The organism is Actinoplanes couchii (assembly GCF_016862075.1).
GTDB lineage: Bacteria > Actinomycetota > Actinomycetes > Mycobacteriales > Micromonosporaceae > Actinoplanes > Actinoplanes couchii.
On sequence record NZ_BOMG01000071.1, the window covers coordinates 76,778 to 96,703 of the forward strand.

A 19,926-nucleotide genomic window follows, 5' to 3' on the forward strand; every position below is an offset into this window, starting at 1 on the left:
CGCGTTGTTTCCGTCGGCCGCCGGGGACGTCCGAACCGACGCGAAGCCGGGGAGGTTCGATTTTGATCACTCCTTGACCGTTAATTGTGGCCCGTGCCACTATACGGCAGTCATGTTTACGTAAACATGACGACCATGTTTACGTAAACATCCTCCGGAGGGGGCAGGGGTGACCCGGCGTTCATGGACTGGGTGGCAGTTCACCGGTCCGTTTCTGGCGGTCTTCGCACTGGTGTATCTGGCGCCGATCATCTACTCGGCGTACCTGAGCGTGTTCCGCACCCAACTGGTCGGCGGCACCAGCTTCGTCGGCCTCGAGAACTACACGAAAGCTTTCAGCGATCCACAATTCTGGGAGGCCCTGACCCGGGTCTCGCTCTTCCTGCTGATCCAGGTGCCGATCATGCTCGGCCTGGCGCTGCTGGTCGCGCTCGCGATCGACAGCGGCCGCCTCTACGGCACCGGGTTCTTCCGGATCAGCATCTTCCTGCCGTACGCGGTGCCGTCGGTCGTCGCGACGCTGATGGCCGGCTTCCTCTACGGGGTCCGGTTCGGTCTGGTCGGCAGCATCAACGAGACGTTCGGCCTGAACATCGCCGACCCGCTCGGCCCGGACTGGATCCTCACCACCATCGGTAACGTCGTGACCTGGCAGTACATCGGCTACAACATGCTGATCCTGTACTCCGGTCTCAAGGTGATCGACACGTCGCTGTACGAGGCCGCGGCCATCGACGGCGCGGGCGAGTGGCGGATCATCCGGGCGATCAAGCTGCCGGCGCTGCGCGGGCCGCTCGTGGTCGCCGGCATCTTCTCGATCGTCGGCAGCTTCCAGCTGTTCAACGAGCCGCAGGTGCTGGACAGCCTGGCGCCGAACTCGATCACCACCTACTTCACCCCGAACATCTACGCGTACCAGCTCTCGTTCGCCGGGCAGCAGGTCAACTACTCGGCGACGATCGCACTGATCATGGGCGTGGCGACGATGATCGTGGCGTATGCCTTCCAGCGGCGTTCGATGAAGGGAACGCTGTGAACACCACCGCCGCGAAAAAGCGCAGCACCACCCTCACCCTGATCACCGGCCTGATGGTGATCTACACGCTGCTGCCGCTGGTCTGGCTGCTGCTCAGCTCGACCAAGAGCCAGGAGGACCTGCTCGGGTCGTTCGGGCTCTGGTTCGGCAAGGACTTCGCGCTCTTCGAGAACATCGCGGACGTCTTCGCGTACCAGGACGGCATCTTCGGCCGCTGGATCCTCAACACCCTGTTCTACGTGGTGGTGGGGGCCGGCGGGGCGACGATCCTGGCCGCGCTGGCCGGGTACGGGCTGGCCAAGTTCGACTTCGTCGGGCGTAAGGCGGTCTTCGCCGTGGTGCTCGGTGGCATCGCGGTGCCGCCCACCGCGCTGGCCGTGCCGGTCTTCCTGATGTTCGCCAAGATGGGGCTGACCGACACCCCGTGGGCGGTGATCATCCCGTCGCTGCTGTCGCCGTTCGGCCTGTACCTGATGTGGACCTACTCCACCGAGGCGGTGCCGACCGAGATCCTGGAGTCGGCCCGGGTCGACGGGGCCGGCGAGTTCCGGACGTTCTTCAAGCTGGCCCTGCCGCTGCTGGCGCCGGGCCTGGTCACCGTGCTGCTGTTCAACCTGGTGGCGACGTGGAACAACTTCTTCATTCCGCTGATCATGCTGAAGAACGCCGACCTCTACCCGCTCACGCTGGGCCTCTACTCGTGGAACCGGCAGGCCAACACGGTCGGCGGTGACGTCGTCTTCGACCTCGTGATCACCGGCTCGCTGCTCACCATCATCCCGCTCACCGTGGCGTTCCTGTTCCTGCAGAAGTACTGGCAGCAGGGTCTCGCCGCGGGCAGCGTCAAGCAGTAGTTCCCCCTCTATCACCGAAGGGAAATCCCCAGAATGAAGATCACCCGCAGGCGCGCCATCATGGGCGCCGCGATGTCGATAACGCTGCTCGCGGCCGGCTGCTCCGGTTCCGACGACGCGGCCACCACCGGCGGCGGCGGCGAGACGGTCTCCGAGGCCGACGTCGCCAAGGCCCTGGAGGCGGGTGGCAACCTGACCGTGTGGGCGTGGGACACCACGATCACCAAGGTCGCCGCCGACTTCCAGACCAAGTACCCCAAGGTCAAGATCAACCTCGTCAACGCGGGTACGGGTAACGACCAGTACATCGCCCTGCAGAACGCGATCTCGGCCGGCACCGGCGTCCCGGACGTGGCCCAGATCGAGTACTACGCGCTCCCGCAGTTCTCCCTGGCCAAGACGGTCGCCGAGCTGGACGGTTTCGGCGCGACCGCGCTGGACGGCAAGTTCACCCCCGGCACCTGGAACTCGGTGCACGCCGGCGGCAAGATCTACGGCCTGCCGATCGACTCGGGCCCCATGGCGCTCTTCTACAACAAGGAGGTCTTCGACAAGCACCAGATCGCGGTGCCGACCACCTGGGAGGAGTACGCCGCGGCGGCCGAGAAGCTGCACAAGGCCGACCCGAAGGCCTACATCACCAGCGACTCCGGTGACGCCGGCTTCACCACCAGCCTGATCTGGCAGGCCGGCGGCAAGCCGTACACCGTCGACGGCACCAACATCGGCGTCAACTTCGCCGACCCGGGCGCGCAGAAGTTCGCCGCCCAGTGGCAGAAGCTGATCGACGGCAAGCTGCTCTCGCCGGTCGTCGGCTGGACCGACGAGTGGTACAAGGGCCTCGGCGACGGCACCATCGCCACCCTGGTCACCGGCGCCTGGATGCCGAGCAACCTGGAGTCCGGCGCGAAGGCCGGCAACGGCAAGTGGCGGGTCGCCCCGATGCCGCAGTGGGAGGCCGGTGGCAAGTCCACCGCGGAGAACGGCGGCAGCTCGCTCGCCATCCCGACCGCCAGCACCAACAAGGCTCTCGCCTACGCGTTCCTGAAGTACACCGCCGTCGACGAGGGCGCGCCGACCCGCGTCGCCGCCGGCGCGTTCCCGGCCACCACGGCCGAGCTGGACGCCGCGGAGTTCAAGGGCAAGGAGTTCCCGTACTTCGGTGGCCAGAAGGTCAACGAGGTGCTCGCCGAGTCCGCCGGCCAGGTCGTCACCGGCTGGAACTACCTGCCGTTCCAGGTTTACGCCAACAGCATCTTCAGTGACACGGTGGGCAAGGCTTACCTGGGTCAGGGAACGCTGACGGACGGCCTCAAGGCCTGGCAGGATGCCTCCGTGAAGTACGGCACGGAGCAGGGCTTCCAGGTTAAATGACGCAGAGCAACGACACGCCCCGGCGCTGGCTTCGCCGCGCCGGGGCGGCGCGTCTGGAATTCGGCGCGGACTACAACCCCGATCAATGGCCTCGCGAGGTCTGGGACGACGACGTACGGGCCATGCAAGAGGCCGGCGTCACGGTGGTCTCGCTCGCGATCTTCTCCTGGGCCCGGCTGGAGCCGCGTGAGGGAGTCTTCGACTTCGCCTGGCTCGACGAGGTGATGGACCTGCTGCACGCCGGCGGGATCACCGTCGACCTGGCCACCGCCACCGCGTCGCCGCCGCCCTGGCTGACCCGCAAGCACCCGGAGATCCTGCCGGTCACCCGGACCGGGGAGACCCTGTCCCCGGGCGCGCGCCAGCACTGGCGGCCCACCTCGCCGGTCTTCCGGGAGCACGCGCTGCGCCTGGTCCGCGAGCTGGCCGTCCGGTACGCCGAGCACCCGGCGCTGGTGGCCTGGCACGTCAACAACGAGCTGGGCTGCCACAACGTCTACGACTTCTCCGACGACGCGGCCCGTGCCTTCCGGCTGTGGCTGCGCGAGCGGTACGACACCGTCGACGCGCTGAACCACGCCTGGGGCACCGCCTTCTGGTCGCAGCGGTACGACGACTTCGAGGAGGTCCTGCCGCCCCGGCTGGCCGCCTCGTACCCGAACCCGACCCAGCAGCTGGACTTCAAGCGCTTCTCCTCGGACGCGCTGAAGGAGCACCTGCGGGCCGAGCGGGCGGTGCTGCGCCGGATCACCCCGGAGGTGCCGGTCACCACGAACTTCATGGTGATGGGCGAGACCAAGGGGATGAACTACGCCGACTGGGCGGCCGAGGTCGACTTCGTCTCCAACGACCACTACGTGCTGCCCGGCCCGCAGGCCCGCGACGAGCTGTCGTTCTCGGCGAACCTGACCGGGAACCTGGCCGGTGGGCACCCGTGGTTCCTGATGGAGCACTCCACCAGCGCGGTCAACTGGCAGCCGGTGAACGTGGCGAAGAAGCCGGGCGAGATGGCCCGGGACGCGCTCACCCACGTGGCGCACGGCGCCGACGCGGTCTGCTACTTCCAGTGGCGGCAGTCCAAGGCCGGTGCGGAGAAGTACCACTCGGCGATGCTGCCGCACGCCGGGACCGACAGCGCCCTCTTCCGGGACGTGGTCCGGCTCGGCGAGCGGTTGCGGGAGCTGGCGCCGCTGGCCGGAACGGATCGCCGGCGCGCCCCGGTCGGCATCGTCTTCGACTGGGAGTCGTGGTGGGTGTCCGAGCTCGACTCGCACCCGACCGACCGTCTGCGGTACCGGCAGGAGGCGCTCGACTGGTACACCGCGCTGCTGGACCTCGGCATCCGTGCCGACGTGGTGCCGCCCGGTGCTCCGCTGGAGGAGTACCGGATGCTTGTCGCCCCGATCCTGAACGTGGTGCCGGCCGAGCTGGCGTCCCGTCTGCAGGGGTACGTGGCCGGCGGCGGGCACCTGGTCACCACGTACTTCTCCGGGATCGTGGACGAGCACGACCACGTGTGGCTGGGCGGGTACCCCGGCGCGCTGCGGGAGGTGCTCGGCATCCGGATCGAGGAGTTCGGGCCGCTGCTGGACCACGAGAGCGTGGAGCTGGACAACGGGACCACCGGCACCCTCTGGACCGACCGGATCGACGTGACCGGCCCGGACGTGGAGGTGCTGGCCCGGTACAAGACCGGCGAGCAGGCGGAACGGGCGGCGGTCACCCGTCGTACCGTCGGGACCGGTTCGGCGTCGTACGTCTCCACCCGGCTCGGCCCGGACGGGCTGGGCGCCCTGCTGCCGGCGCTGCTCGGCCCGGCCGGGGTGAGCGGTGAGCTGCCGGCCGATCTGGACGGGCGGGTCGAGCTGACGATCCGCGGGGACCACTGGTTCCTGATCAACCGCACCGACGAGCCGGTGGACCTCGCCTCTTTGGCGGAACCGTCGCTGGCGCCCCGAGAGGTCCGGGTAGTCCGCCGTTAGACCGGGCCGCCGTTAGACCAGGAAGCCCCGTCCCACACGTTCGTGGGACGGGGCTTCTGGCTGACCGGCCCCGGCTGGATGGGCCAGCCGGGTCGGGTCAGAGCGCGGGGCCCGGCTTGATGGCCAGAGCCTTGTCGGCGGTCGTCGCGACGATCTTCAGCCGGTCACCGTCGGCAACAATGTGATGCGTCGGATAATTCGTGGAACGCAACGCCAAGGCGGCGCCATCACGAATAGTCACCGGGCAGAAAGTCGCGTCCTCTCGGAATAGCTGCGTGCGTTCCATCCGCGAGAGCCGGATCTCGAAATTGTAGTGACGCAGATAATACCCGGGAAAGTTTACAGATTCGAACGAAACGCAGCCGTCCCCGGCCAGTCCGGCGCGAACCCGGAAGTTCGTGTCGGCCCGCTCGCGATCGGTGCTCGTCGATCCGATCCGGGCCAGACGGCCACGAAAATCGTAGTGCCGCACCCGGTCACCGGACCTGTCGGCGGCGACCAGGCCGGCCGTCGACCCGACCGTGAACGCGGCCGGCGGGGCGGCGGTGGTCCTGGTCGGCTGAGGCGCTTTAGTCGTGGTCGCGGCAGAGCCGGGCGTGGTCGGCTGGGCGCCCGCCTTGGGGGGTGTGGAGGTGGCGACGGCCTGGTGCGAGGTAGCGGAGAGTGAGGTCGCAGAGGGTGACGGCTGGACGCTCACCGGCACGTCATCGGAGTTCTGATCGGCCGCCGGAGTCAGCTCCAGCGGACCGTTCGCCTGGGGGAAGGTGAACTCCGCGGCGGTCTGCGTCGCGGGCTTGCGCGCGGCATCGATGATCACCGCGACCGCCGCGGTCGCCGCGCACGCGAGGCAGAGGGCCGCGACGAGGACGAGGCGGGGACGCGCCGTTCCGGCCCGGCTCACCCGGGCGAAATGATCACGGGGCCGGGGGTTGCCACTCAGGGCGGGTTGTGCGGTCGGCCGGATCGGCACGGTGGTGTCGCCACCGGTCGAATACGGCGGAATCCAGCCGCCGACCCGCAAGCCGTTACGGGTGTTGTCATCCGGCATGTAATTCGCTTCCTGGGGACTGTTCACATAGGTACTTAATGGTTCGATAAGGATCTACACGTTAGTGGGTCCCGGAAGCAAGTGGAAACGCTGTACCAATAGTTTGGGAGCGTGACCAAATGAACCTTCGGGGTGCGGCGTCCGTATCGGTCAGGGAGCCCTGCCGTGCCCGGAGGAGAGCAAGATGGACAGTCCCACACCGGACGCAACCGAAAAGACCGATATTCCCGATATTTCGGAGTTTTGGCCGGACGCGCCTCATCGAGTGGGACCGCAACCGGACCACATCGAGCTGGACGGCGTGGAGGCCACCCGGACCGGGCCGGCCTGGCAGCCCCGGGTCGAGAACCGGCCCACCGTCGAGATCAGCACCGGCCGCCCGACCATCGAGCTGCACATGGTCGGCCGCCCGCCGGCCGCCCGGCCCAAGCGCCCGGTCAACCGGACCATGGCCCTGGTCCTGGCCGGTCTGCTGGCCGCCGGGACGGTCGCCTGGTTCGCCCGCGGCTCGTCCCCGGACGAGCCCGCCGGGGTGTCGGCCAACCCGTCCGCGCCGATCCTGGTGGAGCCGGACCAGCCGGATCAGCCGGACCCGAACCCGCCGGTCGCCATCGAGCCCCAGCCGTCCGCCCCGGAGGCCCCGCAGGAGGCCACCTTCGAGCTGGCGAACGGCGTCACCGAGCTGAACGTGACGATCGGGGACACCGGCACCGAGGCGTGGTTCACCGCCACCGCCCCGAACGGCGCCGCGGTCAAGCCGCGGGCCGAGTTCGGTGACGACGGGGTGAAGCTGTTCGTCGACAAGGTCGCCGACGAGGGCTCGGCCCGGGTGGACGTGCTGCTCAGCCCGGGGGTGGCCTGGTCGGTGCGGATGCGCGGCGGGGTGAAGACCGGCACCTTCGACCTGACCGGCGGCCGGGTCGACCGGATCGACCTGCTCGGCGGCGCCGCGGCCATCGACATCGCCCTGCCCGAGCAGGACGCGGTCGTGCCGGTGCAGATGTCCGGCGGGGTCAACGACTGGCGGATCCGGACCGCCGACCAGATCCCGGTCCGGGCCACCCTACGCAACGGGGCCGGCACCGTGGTCCTCTACGGCGACCGCACCCAGGGGGTGAACCGGGGCAGCGTGCTGACCGCCACCGACGGCAACGGCGGCCTGGACGTGATCGCGGACGAGGGGGTCGGCACCCTGACGGTCAGCGCCGCCTGAAAAAGGGAAGCGCCGGCGGGAGGGAACCCGGCGGCCGGCGCCGCCTGAATGACAGGCACAATCGCCGGGTGACACGAGCAGCAGGCGACGCCGTACCGCCGGAGACCAGCGTCTCCCTGGACCACTTCACCGGGCTCTACCTGGCGAAGGACGACCCCTGGGACATCGCGGTCAAGTGGCACGACCGCCGCAAGTTCGCGGTCACCGTGGCCAGCCTGCCCCGCGAGCGGTACCGCCGGTGTTACGAGCCGGGCGCCTCGGTCGGCACGCTCAGCCGGATGCTGGCCGAGCGCTGCGACGAGGTGCTCACCACCGACAGCGTCGAGGAGGCGGTCCAGCTCGCCCGGGAGAACCTGGCGGATCTGCCGAACGTGACGGTCGAGCGGGCCGAGCTGCCGGCCGGCCTGCCCGGCGGCGAGTTCGACCTGATCGTGGTCGGCGACCTGCTCTACTACCTGTCCGCCGAGGACCTGGCGGCGACGCTGACCGGGCTGGTGCGGTGCCTGGAGCCGGGCGGCGATCTGGTCGCGGTGCACTTCCGGGACCGGGAGAACGGCGGCACCTACGACGGCTTCAACGCGCACGCCGCGCTGGCCGCCACCCCGGGCCTGGAGCCGGTGGTGCACCACGACGACGAGTGGTTCGTCCTGGATGTCCTGCGGCGTCACTCATAAGTGTGATGCGCTGATAAAAGATCAAGTATGTCCGGCCCGGTAGCCTTCGTCCGGATGAGAAGGCTACCCGCGCTCTGTTGTCTGGCCCTGATGATCGCTCTCGGCGGCTGCACGTCCGACGACGAGAAACCCCCGCGCCCCGTCCCGTCCCCGTCGCCCTCCCCGTCGCCCCCCGGCTTCTTCGTGGAGCCGGACGCGCCCGCCGTCGCCCAGGTCGCGGAGTGGCAGGCGGAGGGCCGGGTCACCGAGGCGACCGCGCTGCGGCGGATCGCCGAGTCGCCGACGGCGGTCTGGTTCGCCAACGACGACCCCGGTTTCCAGGACAAGGCCCGGCGCCTGGTGGCGACGGCCACCGCGGCGCGGCGGACCGCGGTGCTGGTGCCGTACTGGGTGCCGCAACGCGACTGCGGCGGGCACTCCGGTGGCGGGGCCCCGGACGCGGCCGCCTATCGCGCCTGGATCGGTGAGCTGGCCGCCGCCGTACGCGGCAATGCGGTGGTGATCGTCCTGGAGCCGGACGCCATTCCGCACCTGATCGACGGCTGCGTCTCCGGCCCGGTCGCCGAGGAACGGTACACGCTGCTGGGCGAGGCGATCGCGGCGTTCAAGCAGGACCCGGACGCGAAGGTCTACCTGGACGCCGGCAACCCCGGCTGGATCAAGGACGTGGACCGGGTGGCCGAAGCGCTGGAGCGGGCCGGGGTGCGCCGGGCCGACGGGTTCAGTCTCAACGTGGCCAACTTCGAGACCACCGACGCCAACATCACCTACGGTACGGCCGTTTCGGACCGTCTCGGCGGACTGCCCTTCGTCATCGACACCAGCCGCAACGGCAACGGGCCGGCGCCGGTCGACGCGCAGGACTCGGAGGGCCACTGGTGCAACCCGCCGGGCCGGGCGCTGGGACCGTCGCCGACCACGCTCACCGGAGCCGAGCGGGTCGACGCGTTCCTCTGGATCAAGCGGCCGGGCGAGTCCGACGGGGCCTGCCTGCCGGACGCGCCGCCCGCGGGTCAGTGGTGGCCCGAGTACGCGCTCGGGCTCGCCACCAACTGATCAGCTGACCCGCACCCAGCGCGCCCGGGAGGGCACGCCCTTGTCGTCGACCAGGAAGAGCATGTACCACCCGGAGGGGACCAGGCCGGACTTCGCCGGGACGGAGACGGTCACCCCGCCGGGGGCGCGCCGGACGCCCAACTCCACCGACCGCTGATCGACGTCGGTGCCGTGGGTGATCGCGCTGGGCCGGACCAGCCGGGCCCCGGTGATCCGCCCGGCGTCCTGGGTGGCGTACTGGGCGCTGGCGCCGCGGGCGACGGTGCGCGGCCCGCCGCCGATCGACGGCCGGTCGCCCTGGAACAGGTACGGCGGGCTGTAGATCTCCACCCGCTGCTCGAACCTGCCGGGGTTCCTGCCGGTCACGTCGTAGATCGGGTCGCTGCCCATGGTGACCACCCGGCCGTCCGGCAGCAGCAGCGCCTCGGAGTGGTAGTTGCGCCCCACCGACGGCGCCGCGGCCTCCCGGAACTCCTGGCGGGCCGGGTCGTAGATGTGCGCCGTCAGCAGGTCGCTGCGATTCCGCCCGCGGTACGGCCCACCCCGGTACCCGGACGAGCCGCCGCTGGTGAACACGGTGTCGTCCGGGAGTACCACGGTGTTCAGGTACCGGGTCGGCGCCGGCAGGTCGGGCCCGGGCCGGTAGCGGGGCTCCTTCTCGTCCAGGTCGGCGATCGCGGTCCGGGCGGTGGAGACCGGCGAGTCCCCGACCGCGCCCCCGCCCATGATCATCACCTTCTGGTCCTGGGCCGGCGGCAGCAGCACCGACGCGCTGGTCTCGGTCATGTGGGCGTCCTTCAGCCCCGGGACGGCCCGGAACCGGTTCGTGGTGACGTCCCACAGCCCGGGGGTGCGGCCCTCGGTGTCCGAGCCGTACCCGGCGTTCGACCCGGAGAAGAAGAGCTTCTCGCCCTCGGTGAGGAACAGCGCCGGATAGGTGGGGAACACCCGCTTCAGCTCCGGCGCGGGCACCCACTTGCGGGCCTGGACCTGGTAGCGCTCGTTGACGCCGGGCAGCATCCGGCCGAACTCGTCGAGCCCGGACACGGCCAGGATGTCGCCGTTCGGCATCGTGGACAGTGTCGGGTACCAGCGGTGCTCGGTCATGTCGGCGGTGCGGACGTACCGCTCGGCGACCGGGTCGAACTCGTACGACGTCTTGTCCCCGCCGTACTCCTGCTTCTCGCGGGTGATCTTCTCGGCGACACCGTAGAGGTTGCGGGCGTCGGCGCCGGTCAGACCTTGCAGGGCGTACTGGGCGGGCTGGTCCACGATCGGGGCGTCACCCTCGTCGGCGGCGTCCACCCAGACCTCGACCTCACCGGCGTGCACCATGGTGCGCCCGCCGTGGGTCATCTTCGCGGCGGCCGGCACGGTCACGTCGGCGCGGGTCAGGTAGGCCCGCCCGTTCGTACCGAGGAACCGGGTGCCCTTCTTGAAGGCCCGTGGGCCGCCGTCCGGCGACTCGTTCTTGATCTTCATGACCCCGGCGGCGAACCTGATGTTCTCCTCGAGCACCTCGTACGACTTGGTCCCGCCCGCGACCAGCAGGTTGCCGTTGGGCAGGAAGGTGTGCCCGGCGCAGAACAGGTCGGTCGGGGTGTGCACGTCCTTGAACACGTCGGTGCGCGGATCCCAGAGGATCGTCCGGAACGTGCCGGCCTCGAAGTTGTCGCGGTTGTTGCCGGACCCCGCGATGATCAGCACCTTGCCGGTACGCAGCATCGCCGCGTGGATCGCGTTGACCCGGAACTCGCTGGGGATCCGCAGGCGGGACCAGTGGCCGTACCGCTGCTTGTAGTCCGCTCTGTTGATCGTGAACTCGTGGTAGCGCTCGGCGGCGAAACCCACGATCGGTTTGTTGACGATCACCACGGCGGCCATCAGCGGCATGGTCACCAGCAGGGTGAACACCCGCCGGGCGAAACTGGGCCGTTGCCGGGCGGTCATGTCGCCATCTCGATCATCTTCGGTTCCTCTTCGTCGGGGATCGTCTTCGGGGGAGTGCGGCGGCCGAGCGACTGGAGCGCCCAGATCGCCGGGGGAGTGAGACAGAGCGCCAGGTTCAGCGACGGCCACAACCACATGAAGCCGTGTGCGTGCCCGGTCACCGCGGCCACCACCAGCAGGACCGCGAAGAACAGGGCCCATTTCAGGTGGGTACGGAAGGTGAGCAGGCGGTCCGGGCTGGCCGAGTCGCCCTTCGGCGTGACCACGAACCCGGCCCCGCGGCGCAGCACCGCCTGCAGGAACGAGGTGACGTAGATCGGGGCGCACAGCGTGGACAGCAGCATGCCGGTGAGCCCGGAGGACCCGGCCGACTCGTGCGGGCTGATGTTGTGCCGCCGGTTCCAGATGTAGAGGCCGACCTGGAACAGCGCCGCGTCCACGTACAGCATCAGCCACACCTGCTGCGGCACCTGCACACCCTTGACGCCGAGCGCCACGTGCAGGGCGGCGGTGGCCGCGCCGAGCAGCCAGGCGATCGCGGTCAGCGGGTAGTACGCCATCAGCAGCAGGTAGTGCAGGGTCCGGCGGACCCCGAGTCGCGGGATCATCCGCAGGAACCCGGCGACGAAGACCTCGTCGGTGCCCCGGGACCAGCGGTGCTGCTGGCTGAAGTAGTCGGTCCAGGAGGACGGGCCCTCGCCGACGGCGAGCACGTCCGGGGTGTAGACCGACTTCCAGCGCCGCCCGGTCACCGGATTGCGGGCGCTGTGCTGCGCCAGGCTGGTGGCCATGTCCTCGGTGATCGAGTCCTGCAGTCCACCGATCTGGCGCAGGGCGCTGATCCGGACCGCGTTGTTGGTGCCGACCAGCATCGGGATGCCGAGTTTGTTGCCGGCCCGCTGCAGTAGCGAGTGGAACAGATACTGCTGCGACTCGGCCCACCGGGTGATCACGTTGTCGTAGTTGCCGTAGATCTGCGGGCCGATCACGAACGCCACGTCCGGGTCGCGGAAGTATCCGAGGAGCCGTTCGCAGAAGTTCTCCAGCGGCACGTGGTCCGGGTCGACCGAGACGAAGACGTCGTAGTCGTCGCCGTGCCGGTCCATCCAGGAGTTGTAGTTGCCGTGTTTGGTCTTCGCCTTGTGCGGCCCGGACGGGGTGTTCCACCCGGCGACGCCGCGGCGGCTGAAGTGGTGCGCCCCGGCCCGCTCGCACATCGCGCGGACCTCCGGATCGTCACCCTCGTCGAGCAGCCACACGTGGTAGAGCCCGGGATGCCGGATCCGGCCGGCGGCCACCAGGGTCTGTTCCACCATCTCGATCGGCTCCTTGCCGGGGACGATCGTGGTGAGGAACGCGACCCGCAGCCGGCCGTCCGGCGGCACCGGCACCGGATCCCGGGCCCGCAACGTCGCCAGGCACAGCGTCACCACGTTGACCAGCCGGAACAGCTCGATCAGCGCGGTCGCGGCGATCATGAACACGGTCACCGCGAACAGCACCGACTCCATCCGGCGGTCGGGCAGCTCGACCTTGTCGATCAGCCAGCCGAAGAAGGTGCTCTCGAAGGCGAACGCGAACAGGGCGATCAGCGTCGATCGGACGGGACTGCGCCGGGACAACGGTTTCAACCGGACTCGGTACTCGCCCTCGGGGGCCGGTTCCGGATCGCCGGCGAGGAGACTGAAACCTGGATAATCCGGCAGACGGGATACAACACGCTTTCCAGTCACGGAGGCAAGATAGCCGGAATTCGGCAATTTCGGGCATTGCGCGTACGCCGTTCGTGTCGTGTCTCCGCGCGGTGCTCCGGTCGTCTTCCGAAGTTCGTAGCGGTCAGTAACAAAATTCTTCGAACCGACCCGCCCTCAAATCCGTTCTCTCTGTCAGGCGGGGCAGGAACGTCCCGCTGGCTGATCCGACAAGGCGGTGGCAATGCTGATCCTGTCCCTTCTCATCCTGGTTCTGGCCGCCGCCTGCGTGCTCGCGGTGCGCGGGGTGCGGGCGGACGTGTCCGCTGAGGCAGAGCCGTTGGCCGTCCCGGAGGCGCTGTTCGCCCCGGAGAGCCTCGAAGGTGTCCTCTGCGCTCAGCTGATGGACGGTGAGATCACCCGTAGCCAGTACATGCGGTCGATGGCCGGCATCGCCGCGCGCGACGAGGAGCGGCACCCGCTCGTGGTGCCCCGCTACGAGGGCTGACACTCGGTAACCGACCGGGCCCGGTATTCGCGTCTTGCGAATGCCGGGCTTTTTGCGGTCCGCTCATGACGGATGTCATGGGCGGACCGTGACGGAAGGTCGAGGACCGCCGGGGTGCGGGGCGTCAGGATCGGAGTATGACGCTCACGGCTTCACTCGAGACCACGGCGGCCGTGCACCTCGACGGTGTGGTCAAGAGGTACGGCACGGTCACCGCCGTCGACTCCATCGATCTGCGCATCCGCCCCGGCGAAGTGGTCGCCCTGCTCGGGCCCAACGGCGCCGGCAAGACCACCACCGTCGACATGCTGCTCGGCCTCACCCGCCCGGACGCCGGGACGGTGACGATCCACGGCCTGTCACCGCGCGACGCCGTCGCCCGGGGGCGGATCTCCGCGGTCATGCAGACCGGCGGACTGCTCAAGGACTACACCGTCGAGGAGACCGTCCGCCTCACCGCGGTCCTCTTCGGCAAACCCCGGTCGGCGGTCAAGGCCGCGCTGGAACGGGCCGGGATCGCCGACATCGGGGACCGCCTCGTCGGCAAGTGCTCCGGCGGCCAGCAGCAGCGGCTGCGGTTCGCGATGGCCCTGCTGCCCGACCCCGACCTGCTGATCCTGGACGAGCCGACGACCGGGATGGACGTCGGCGGGCGGCGCGAGTTCTGGGACGCCATCCGGCAGGACGCCGCCGACGGCCGCACCGTCATCTTCGCCACCCACTACCTGGAGGAGGCCGACGCGTACGCCGACCGGATCGTCCTGGTCCGCCGTGGGCGGATCGTCGCGGACGGCACGGCGGCCGAGGTGAAGGCGCTCGCCGCCGGGCGCACCGTCCGGGCCACCCTGCCCGGCGCCGACCGGATCGACTGGGCCGCGGTTCCCGGCGTCGAGTCGTCCGAGGTCCGCGGCGACACCGTCCACCTGCACGGGCGTGACTCCGACACGATCGCCCGGCACCTGCTCACCGAGACCGAAGCCCGGGACCTGGAGATCACGTCCCGGAACCTGGAGGACGCGTTCCTCACCCTGACCGCGGAGGACCCGGCATGACGACACAGGCACTGCCCATCGGCATGATCGGGCTGGAGATCCGCCGGCTCGCCCGCAACAAGCGCACCCTGATCTTCACCCTGGTCATGCCCGCGGCGTTCTTCCTGCTGTTCGGCTCCAGCGCGGAGTACCGGACGACACGGGTCGGCGAGGGCAACCTGACCGGGTACATCCTGGTCAGCATGGCCGTCTACGGCGCGATGCTGGCGGCCACCTCGGGCGGGGCGATGGTGTCGATCGAGCGGGCCGCGGGCTGGAGCCGGCAGCTGCGGCTGACTCCGCTGACCCCGGCGGCGTACATCGCCATCAAGATCATTGTCGCGATGATCGTCGGGGCGATCGCCGTCGTCGCGGTCAACGTGGTCGGCGCGTTCTCCGGCGCCGAGCTGCCGATCGGCGCCTGGATCGGCTGCGCCCTGCTGGCCTGGGTGTGCTCGCTGGTCTTCGCCGCATTCGGCCTGTTCATGGGCTACCTGCTGCCCAGTGAGAACGTCATGCAGATCCTCGGCCCGGCCCTGGCCGTGCTCTCCTTCGCCGGTGGCCTGTTCGTCCCCGCCGACCAGCTCGGCAGCACGTTCGCGACGATCAGCAAATTCACGCCGGTGTACGGGGTGGGAGAGCTGGCCCGCTACCCGCTCACCCACGCCGGCGACGTCTGGCTCGCCGTGCTCAACGTGCTCGCCTGGACCGCGCTGTTCGCCGCCGGGGCGATGTGGCGTTTCCGTCGCGACACCGCCCGCGTCTGACCCCGGGTAGGTTGCCGACCATGGCCCCGGCTACCCCGTTCCGGCACGGCTGGATCTTCGGCGGGATCTGGCTGTTCTCCCTGACCGAGACCGTCCGGGCCCTGCTCGATCACCCGGCCGGGCCCTGGCGGGACGTCGGCCTGGTCGCCGTCACCCTGTTCGTGATCGTGTACCTGGTGCTCACCGGCATGCTGCGCGACATCCGGCACAGCCGGACCGCGCCCCGGCGGCTGTGGTTGTCGACCCTGCCCACGGCGTCCGCCGGGCGCGAACCCGCGCCGTGGTCGGCGGCGGCTCTCCGGATCGGGCTGGGGCTGATGCTCGGGTTCGCGCTCCTGCTGCTGCCGGCCGCCGGGTCGCACGCCCTGCCGTGCGCGGTCTACATCGCCGCCCTCGCGATGGTCGGCCTGCCGCAGTGGGAGGGCGTGCCGGTGGTGGCGATCCTGGCGGTGGCCGTCGAGTCCGCGGTCCGCCTGGTCCCCGGCTGGCAGGGCGGCGACGGGTACGCGCTGGCCGTCGTCCTGGCCGGCGCCGCCACCTGGGGCCTGCGGACCGCGGTGGACCGGCAGACCCGGCTCCGGTACGCCCAGCAGGACGTCGCCGTGGCCGACGAGCGCAACCGGATCGCCGCCGACCTGCACGACATCCTCGGCCACTCGCTGACCGTGGTGGCCGTCAAGGCGGAACTGGCCCAGCGCCTGCTCGACGTGGACCTGGACCGGGCCCGTACCGAACTGCGTGATCTGGAATCCCTGGCCCGCGACGCCCTCGCCGACGTCCGGGCCACCGCCCTGGGGGTCCGCGGGGTCTCGTTGCCGGGCGAGATCGCCGCGGCCCGGGCCGCCCTGGCCGCCGCCGACGTGGAAGCCGATCTGCCCGGCACCGCCGACGAGGTGCCCACCCGCAACCGTGAGCTGTTCGCCTGGACCATCCGCGAGGCGGTCACCAACATCGTCCGGCACAGCGGGGCCCGGCACGCCACGGTCCACCTGACCCCCACCGTCGTCGAGATCCTCGACGACGGCGCCACCGCGATCCCGCCCGCCGCCGATCCCGGTGTGGTCCTCGGCCAGGGTCTCTCCGGTCTGCGCCGCCGGGCCGACGAGGTGGGCGCCCGGCTCACGGTCGGTCCGCGCCAGGACCGGACCGGCTTTTCGGTACGCATGGAGGTCCCGTGATCCCCTTCTCCCGCCGCTTCGGAGCCCACTTATGATCAAACTGCTGCTCGCCGACGATCAGGCGCTGGTCCGGGGCGCGATGGCCGCGCTGCTCGATCTGGAGACCGACCTGAAGGTGGTCGCCGAGGTGGGGCGCGGTGACGAGGTGGTGGCCGCGGCCCGCGCCCACGCGGCCGACGTGGCGCTGCTGGACGTTCAGATGCCCGGCCTGGACGGGATAGCCGCCGCGAAGCAGCTGCGGGCGGCGGTGCCGGACTGCCGGGTGCTGATGGTGACCACGTTCGGCCGGGCCGGTTATCTGCGGCAGGCGATGGCCGCGGGTGCGGGCGGTTTCGTGGTCAAGGACACCCCGGCCCGGCAGCTGGCCGACGCCGTACGCCGCGTCCATCAGGGTTTGATCGTGGTGGATCCGGCGCTGGCGGCGCAGAGCCTGGCCCACGGCGAGTCCCCGCTGACCGACCGGGAGACGGACGTGCTGCGCGCCGCCCGCAACGGCGGCACGGTCTCCGCGATAGCCCACGAGCTGCACCTCTCCGACGGCACGGTCCGCAACCACCTGTCCGCCGCGATCGGCAAGACCGGAGCCCGAACCCGGGCCGAAGCGGTCCGCCTGGCCGACGACAACGGCTGGCTCCCGGCCTGACCACCCCGATCCACGGACGTCCTGGACGACCGGACCGGCCGGGCCGTCCTGGACCGGCCGGGCCGCGACAACGTGCTCGCCTTCTCCGGGGTCGACGGCATCGGCAGGACCGAACTGTCTCTGCGGCTGGAGCGCCGGCTGCGCGGCGAGTCCCCGACCGGCACCGACCGGCCCGGCCCGCCCCGGCTCGACCACGCCGTCCCTGCCGTCCGGCTGGACCAGCACGGATCGCAGATCGCCCGGCGCAGCGGTCCCGATCCGGATCCGGAGGCTTTCGGCGGCCCGAGTCCGGACCCGGTCACCAGGGTTCTCGCCGGCCTGCCGGACCTCTCCCTGCTGCGGTACCGGGTCTGCCGGACGTCGGCGGCCCTGCGTCGCTTCGACGAACGGGAGCAGCAGCTGCGCTGTCGGCCGCCGCGCGAGCCGATCCGGGTCCGGCGGCTGGCCGGCGATCTGGCCTGGGAACGCGGCGATCTCGGCGGATACCGGCCACCGTTCGATGAGCCGGTGGCGAGAATGGACGGTCGAGGCGCTACGGCCAGGCCAGGCGGCCAGGGGGCGGCATCCGCGTCATTCGCGAACTTCGCCGGGAACGGGTGCGGAATCGGGGCGTACCGCCAAGAATATCTTTGTCATCAAGACAACGGCTGTCGCGCGGGCGGACCCGAGTGTAGTTTTGGGAAACGCCGTTTCGCTAGGGGGAACCGGATGCCCGGTCTCGTGCGCGTTGCCGGCGCCCGGATCGAGATCGGTCCGCGCGCCGGGGAGAACCTCGCCGCCTGCGTGCGGGTCATCGACGTCGCGGCGGAGCGCGGGGCACGGCTCGTGGTGCTGCCCGAGTTCGGCAACCACCCGTCCTGGCACCGGTCCCGGGAGCAGGCGTGGGAGCCGGCGACCCGGCCGGGCGACACGTTCCGGGCGGATCTCGGCGCCGGTGGGTACCGGCGGCCCACCCGGCGCGGCGCTCGGAGGCGCTGTGGTGGCGCCCGCGCAGGCCGCGAACCGGCTGGTCTCCCGCGACACCGATCTGGTCGGCGGCTGCCCGTGGCGGTCGGGCGACGCGCTGGTCCGATGAGGAGAGGTGCGCCGCAGTGACCGAGACGATCCGGCAGGTGCCGGACAGGGCCGACGACTCGCCGGTGGTCGACGTGCGTGAGACGTTCCAGTACTACCGGGAGCTGCTCGCCGAGCTGAAGGGGAAGATCGACGCCCGGTTCGAGCTGACCCGGGATCCGTCGACGCGGGATCTGCAGGCGTACGGCGGCCATCCGGACGGGCCGGGCGGTTCCCTGGAGGCATACGCCGGGCCGGAGATCGACTGGCTGGTCCACTCGTGGATCGGGGATCCGGGCGCCGGTTTCGCCAACCTGCACCTGACTGCCTGGCTGGGCCCGCGGACACGGGTGCCGCATCTGGGGATCACGCTGCTGGTGTGGCCGGGCGGCTGGTTCTATCTGGACTCGGTGCCGCGGGTGAACCTGGTCGAGGACGCCGGCTACTTCGACGACTACTACGCGGGTGCGGACGAGGCGTGGCGGGAGCTGCGGGCCGATCCGGAGTTCGAGTACTTCGTGAGCCGGTCCGGGTTCATCCGGGCCAGTCTGTCACCGACGGCGTACTGCTACTCGTTCGAGACCTCGCGGCGCAACCTGGGGATCGTCGCGCAGCGGGCGCACGCGCACGTGGACCGCTGGCTGCGCTGGGTGGACAAGGCCCCGCCGGTGCCGGTGGGCCGGCGGCCGGCGCTGGCCGCCGCCGATCAGACGATCCGCCGCAACATCGCCGAGCGCGACCCGGTGAACGTGACGGCCGTCCGCTTCTTCGGTGCTGAGATGACGAACCGCCTGGTCCGGGCTCTGTGGGGCGGCGACCGGGAGCTCCCGAGACCCGAGTGAGGAATCCCGGCGGATCCGCCCGGCCGCGCCATTCCGAAGCAGGGCCGGGGCGACTCGTATCCCGCGGTGGAGAGGTACGGGTACGTCCGGGTCTTCCTGGGTGACCTGCCGGAGTACGAGGTGGAGCACCCGGCTGACCCGGTCCTCCGGTCGCGAGGCGCCGGCGTGACCGGTGTGGGCTTCGACTCATGGCCGGTGGCGCCGTAGTTGATCATTCCGTTGCCTGGCGCGGATACTGTCACGCGGCTCGACTGATACGAAACGGGGAGAGACACATGCGGAAGACGACGTTCCGGGCCGGCCTCGCCGCCGTGGCCACCGCCGCGATGCTGCTGGCCGGCTGTGGCAGCACCGACGGCAAGGACGGCGGCAGCTCCGCGACGGTGGAGACCGGCGCCGACAACGGGGTGGCCGAACTGGGCGCCGACGAGATCCTGACGAAGGCCAAGGAGTCGCTGACCAAGGCCGGCTCGTACCGGATGAGTGGCGCCGCCACCCAGGACGGCACGACCATGAAGCTGGACTTCGCGATCTCCGGCACGGACCTCAAGGGCACGCTGTCGATGGGCGAGGGCGCCGACATCGAACTGCTCTCGGCGGGCGGGCAGCAGTTCATGAAGCCGAGCGAAGGTTTCTGGACCATGCTCGGGCTGGGCGCGCAGGCCAAGACCATGACCGACAAGCTGGCCGGCAAGTGGATGCTGGTGCCGGCCACCGACCAGTCGATGAGCGGCATCTTCGGCGCCGCGAACCCCGACGAGGTCCTGAAGCCGTCCGGCGCCCTGACCAAGGGAGAGGCCACCGAGGTCAACGGCACCCCGGTGATCACCCTGGCCGACGGCGGCGACGCGGACAACAAGGTGTTCGTCGCCACCAAGGGCGAGCCCTACCCGATCAAGCTGGGCACCGCGACCGGTGACGGCGTGACGTTCAGCGACTTCGGCGCGAGCTTCACCGACATCAAGGCGCCGGCCGAGGGCGAGTACATCAAGAAGGAAGACCTGGCTTGATCAGTACGGGCGCCGG

The 19,926-nt window shown here is 70.3% G+C and carries 19 protein-coding genes; 16 read left to right on the forward strand and 3 right to left on the reverse strand.

Annotated features, from left to right (window positions below; translation table 11 throughout):
• The first annotated feature begins 169 nt into the window (after positions 1–169).
• Genes Aco03nite_RS28540 through Aco03nite_RS28555 form a run of 4 tightly spaced genes read left to right on the forward strand, consistent with a single transcriptional unit; the run spans position 170 to position 5,246 of the window.
• Positions 170–1,036 carry a carbohydrate ABC transporter permease gene (locus Aco03nite_RS28540; RefSeq protein ID WP_203799981.1) on the forward strand — a complete coding sequence of 289 codons (867 nt, stop codon included), beginning with the start codon at positions 170–172 and terminating at the stop codon, positions 1,034–1,036.
• The gene (locus Aco03nite_RS28545) at positions 1,033–1,890 is read left to right on the forward strand and encodes a carbohydrate ABC transporter permease (RefSeq protein WP_239145502.1); all 858 of its coding nucleotides are present in this window, start codon (positions 1,033–1,035) and stop codon (positions 1,888–1,890) included. Before Aco03nite_RS28540 ends, Aco03nite_RS28545 begins: the two co-directional genes overlap by 4 nt.
• A 33-nt stretch (positions 1,891–1,923) precedes the next feature.
• Positions 1,924–3,264, forward strand: coding sequence for an ABC transporter substrate-binding protein (locus Aco03nite_RS28550; RefSeq protein WP_203799985.1), 1,341 nt, complete (start codon positions 1,924–1,926; stop codon positions 3,262–3,264).
• Complete coding sequence (locus Aco03nite_RS28555; RefSeq protein WP_203799987.1) at positions 3,261–5,246, forward strand: beta-galactosidase; 1,986 nt, start codon at positions 3,261–3,263, stop codon at positions 5,244–5,246. Before Aco03nite_RS28550 ends, Aco03nite_RS28555 begins: the two co-directional genes overlap by 4 nt.
• Positions 5,247–5,343: 97 nt before the next feature.
• Here Aco03nite_RS28555 and Aco03nite_RS28560 read toward each other — a convergent pair whose 3' ends face one another.
• Positions 5,344–6,294 carry an AbfB domain-containing protein gene (locus Aco03nite_RS28560; RefSeq protein ID WP_203799990.1) on the reverse strand — a complete coding sequence of 317 codons (951 nt, stop codon included), beginning with the start codon at positions 6,292–6,294 and terminating at the stop codon, positions 5,344–5,346.
• Between the two features lie 265 nt (positions 6,295–6,559).
• Between Aco03nite_RS28560 and Aco03nite_RS28565 the strand changes: the two genes are divergently transcribed.
• The 3 genes from Aco03nite_RS28565 (at position 6,560) to Aco03nite_RS28575 (ending at position 9,237) form a co-directional block, all read left to right on the forward strand.
• On the forward strand, positions 6,560–7,507 hold the full coding sequence (locus Aco03nite_RS28565) for a hypothetical protein (RefSeq protein ID WP_203799993.1): 948 nt from the start codon (positions 6,560–6,562) through the stop codon (positions 7,505–7,507).
• Positions 7,508–7,575: 68 nt separating this feature from the next.
• Positions 7,576–8,181: a class I SAM-dependent methyltransferase gene (locus Aco03nite_RS28570; protein WP_203799996.1), complete on the forward strand. Its 606-nt coding sequence runs from the start codon at positions 7,576–7,578 to the stop codon at positions 8,179–8,181.
• A 54-nt stretch (positions 8,182–8,235) separates the two neighbouring features.
• Positions 8,236–9,237 (forward strand): glycoside hydrolase family 6 protein, encoded by a 1,002-nt coding sequence (locus Aco03nite_RS28575; protein WP_203799999.1) that lies wholly within the window; start codon positions 8,236–8,238, stop codon positions 9,235–9,237.
• On the opposite strand, the gene glxA is transcribed toward Aco03nite_RS28575, so the two are convergent.
• Positions 9,238–11,187, reverse strand: coding sequence for a radical copper oxidase GlxA (glxA, locus tag Aco03nite_RS28580; RefSeq protein ID WP_203800001.1), 1,950 nt, complete (start codon positions 11,185–11,187; stop codon positions 9,238–9,240).
• Positions 11,184–12,818 (reverse strand): glycosyltransferase family 2 protein, encoded by a 1,635-nt coding sequence (locus Aco03nite_RS28585; protein ID WP_239145503.1) that lies wholly within the window; start codon positions 12,816–12,818, stop codon positions 11,184–11,186. Before Aco03nite_RS28585 ends, glxA begins: the two co-directional genes overlap by 4 nt.
• A gap of 304 nt (positions 12,819–13,122) precedes the next feature.
• On the opposite strand from Aco03nite_RS28585, the gene Aco03nite_RS28590 reads away from it, so the two are divergent.
• The 9 genes from Aco03nite_RS28590 to Aco03nite_RS28630 all read left to right on the forward strand — a co-directional run bounded on the left by Aco03nite_RS28590 (position 13,123) and on the right by Aco03nite_RS28630 (position 19,910).
• On the forward strand, positions 13,123–13,386 hold the full coding sequence (locus Aco03nite_RS28590; protein WP_203800003.1) for a hypothetical protein: 264 nt from the start codon (positions 13,123–13,125) through the stop codon (positions 13,384–13,386).
• 137 nt (positions 13,387–13,523) lie between these two features.
• Positions 13,524–14,438 carry an ABC transporter ATP-binding protein gene (locus Aco03nite_RS28595; RefSeq protein WP_203800005.1) on the forward strand — a complete coding sequence of 305 codons (915 nt, stop codon included), beginning with the start codon at positions 13,524–13,526 and terminating at the stop codon, positions 14,436–14,438.
• Positions 14,435–15,184, forward strand: a complete 750-nt coding sequence (locus Aco03nite_RS28600; RefSeq protein ID WP_203800006.1) for an ABC transporter permease — start codon at positions 14,435–14,437, stop codon at positions 15,182–15,184. The genes Aco03nite_RS28595 and Aco03nite_RS28600 overlap by 4 nt, the downstream gene beginning before the upstream one ends.
• A 20-nt stretch (positions 15,185–15,204) precedes the next feature.
• A complete protein-coding gene (locus Aco03nite_RS28605) occupies positions 15,205–16,362 on the forward strand; it encodes a sensor histidine kinase (protein WP_203800007.1) in 1,158 nt (385 codons plus the stop codon).
• Between the two features lie 31 nt (positions 16,363–16,393).
• Positions 16,394–17,005 carry a response regulator transcription factor gene (locus Aco03nite_RS28610; protein WP_203800009.1) on the forward strand — a complete coding sequence of 204 codons (612 nt, stop codon included), beginning with the start codon at positions 16,394–16,396 and terminating at the stop codon, positions 17,003–17,005.
• A gap of 934 nt (positions 17,006–17,939) precedes the next feature.
• Positions 17,940–18,080 (forward strand): hypothetical protein, encoded by a 141-nt coding sequence (locus Aco03nite_RS28615; RefSeq protein WP_203800011.1) that lies wholly within the window; start codon positions 17,940–17,942, stop codon positions 18,078–18,080.
• Between the two features lie 16 nt (positions 18,081–18,096).
• Positions 18,097–18,900: an oxidoreductase gene (locus Aco03nite_RS28620; protein ID WP_203800013.1), complete on the forward strand. Its 804-nt coding sequence runs from the start codon at positions 18,097–18,099 to the stop codon at positions 18,898–18,900.
• Positions 18,901–18,966: 66 nt separating this feature from the next.
• Positions 18,967–19,107 (forward strand): hypothetical protein, encoded by a 141-nt coding sequence (locus Aco03nite_RS28625; protein WP_203800016.1) that lies wholly within the window; start codon positions 18,967–18,969, stop codon positions 19,105–19,107.
• A gap of 68 nt (positions 19,108–19,175) precedes the next feature.
• Entirely contained in the window at positions 19,176–19,910 is a 735-nt protein-coding gene (locus Aco03nite_RS28630; RefSeq protein ID WP_203800019.1) for a hypothetical protein, read from the forward strand.
• Positions 19,911–19,926: the final 16 nt, after the last annotated feature.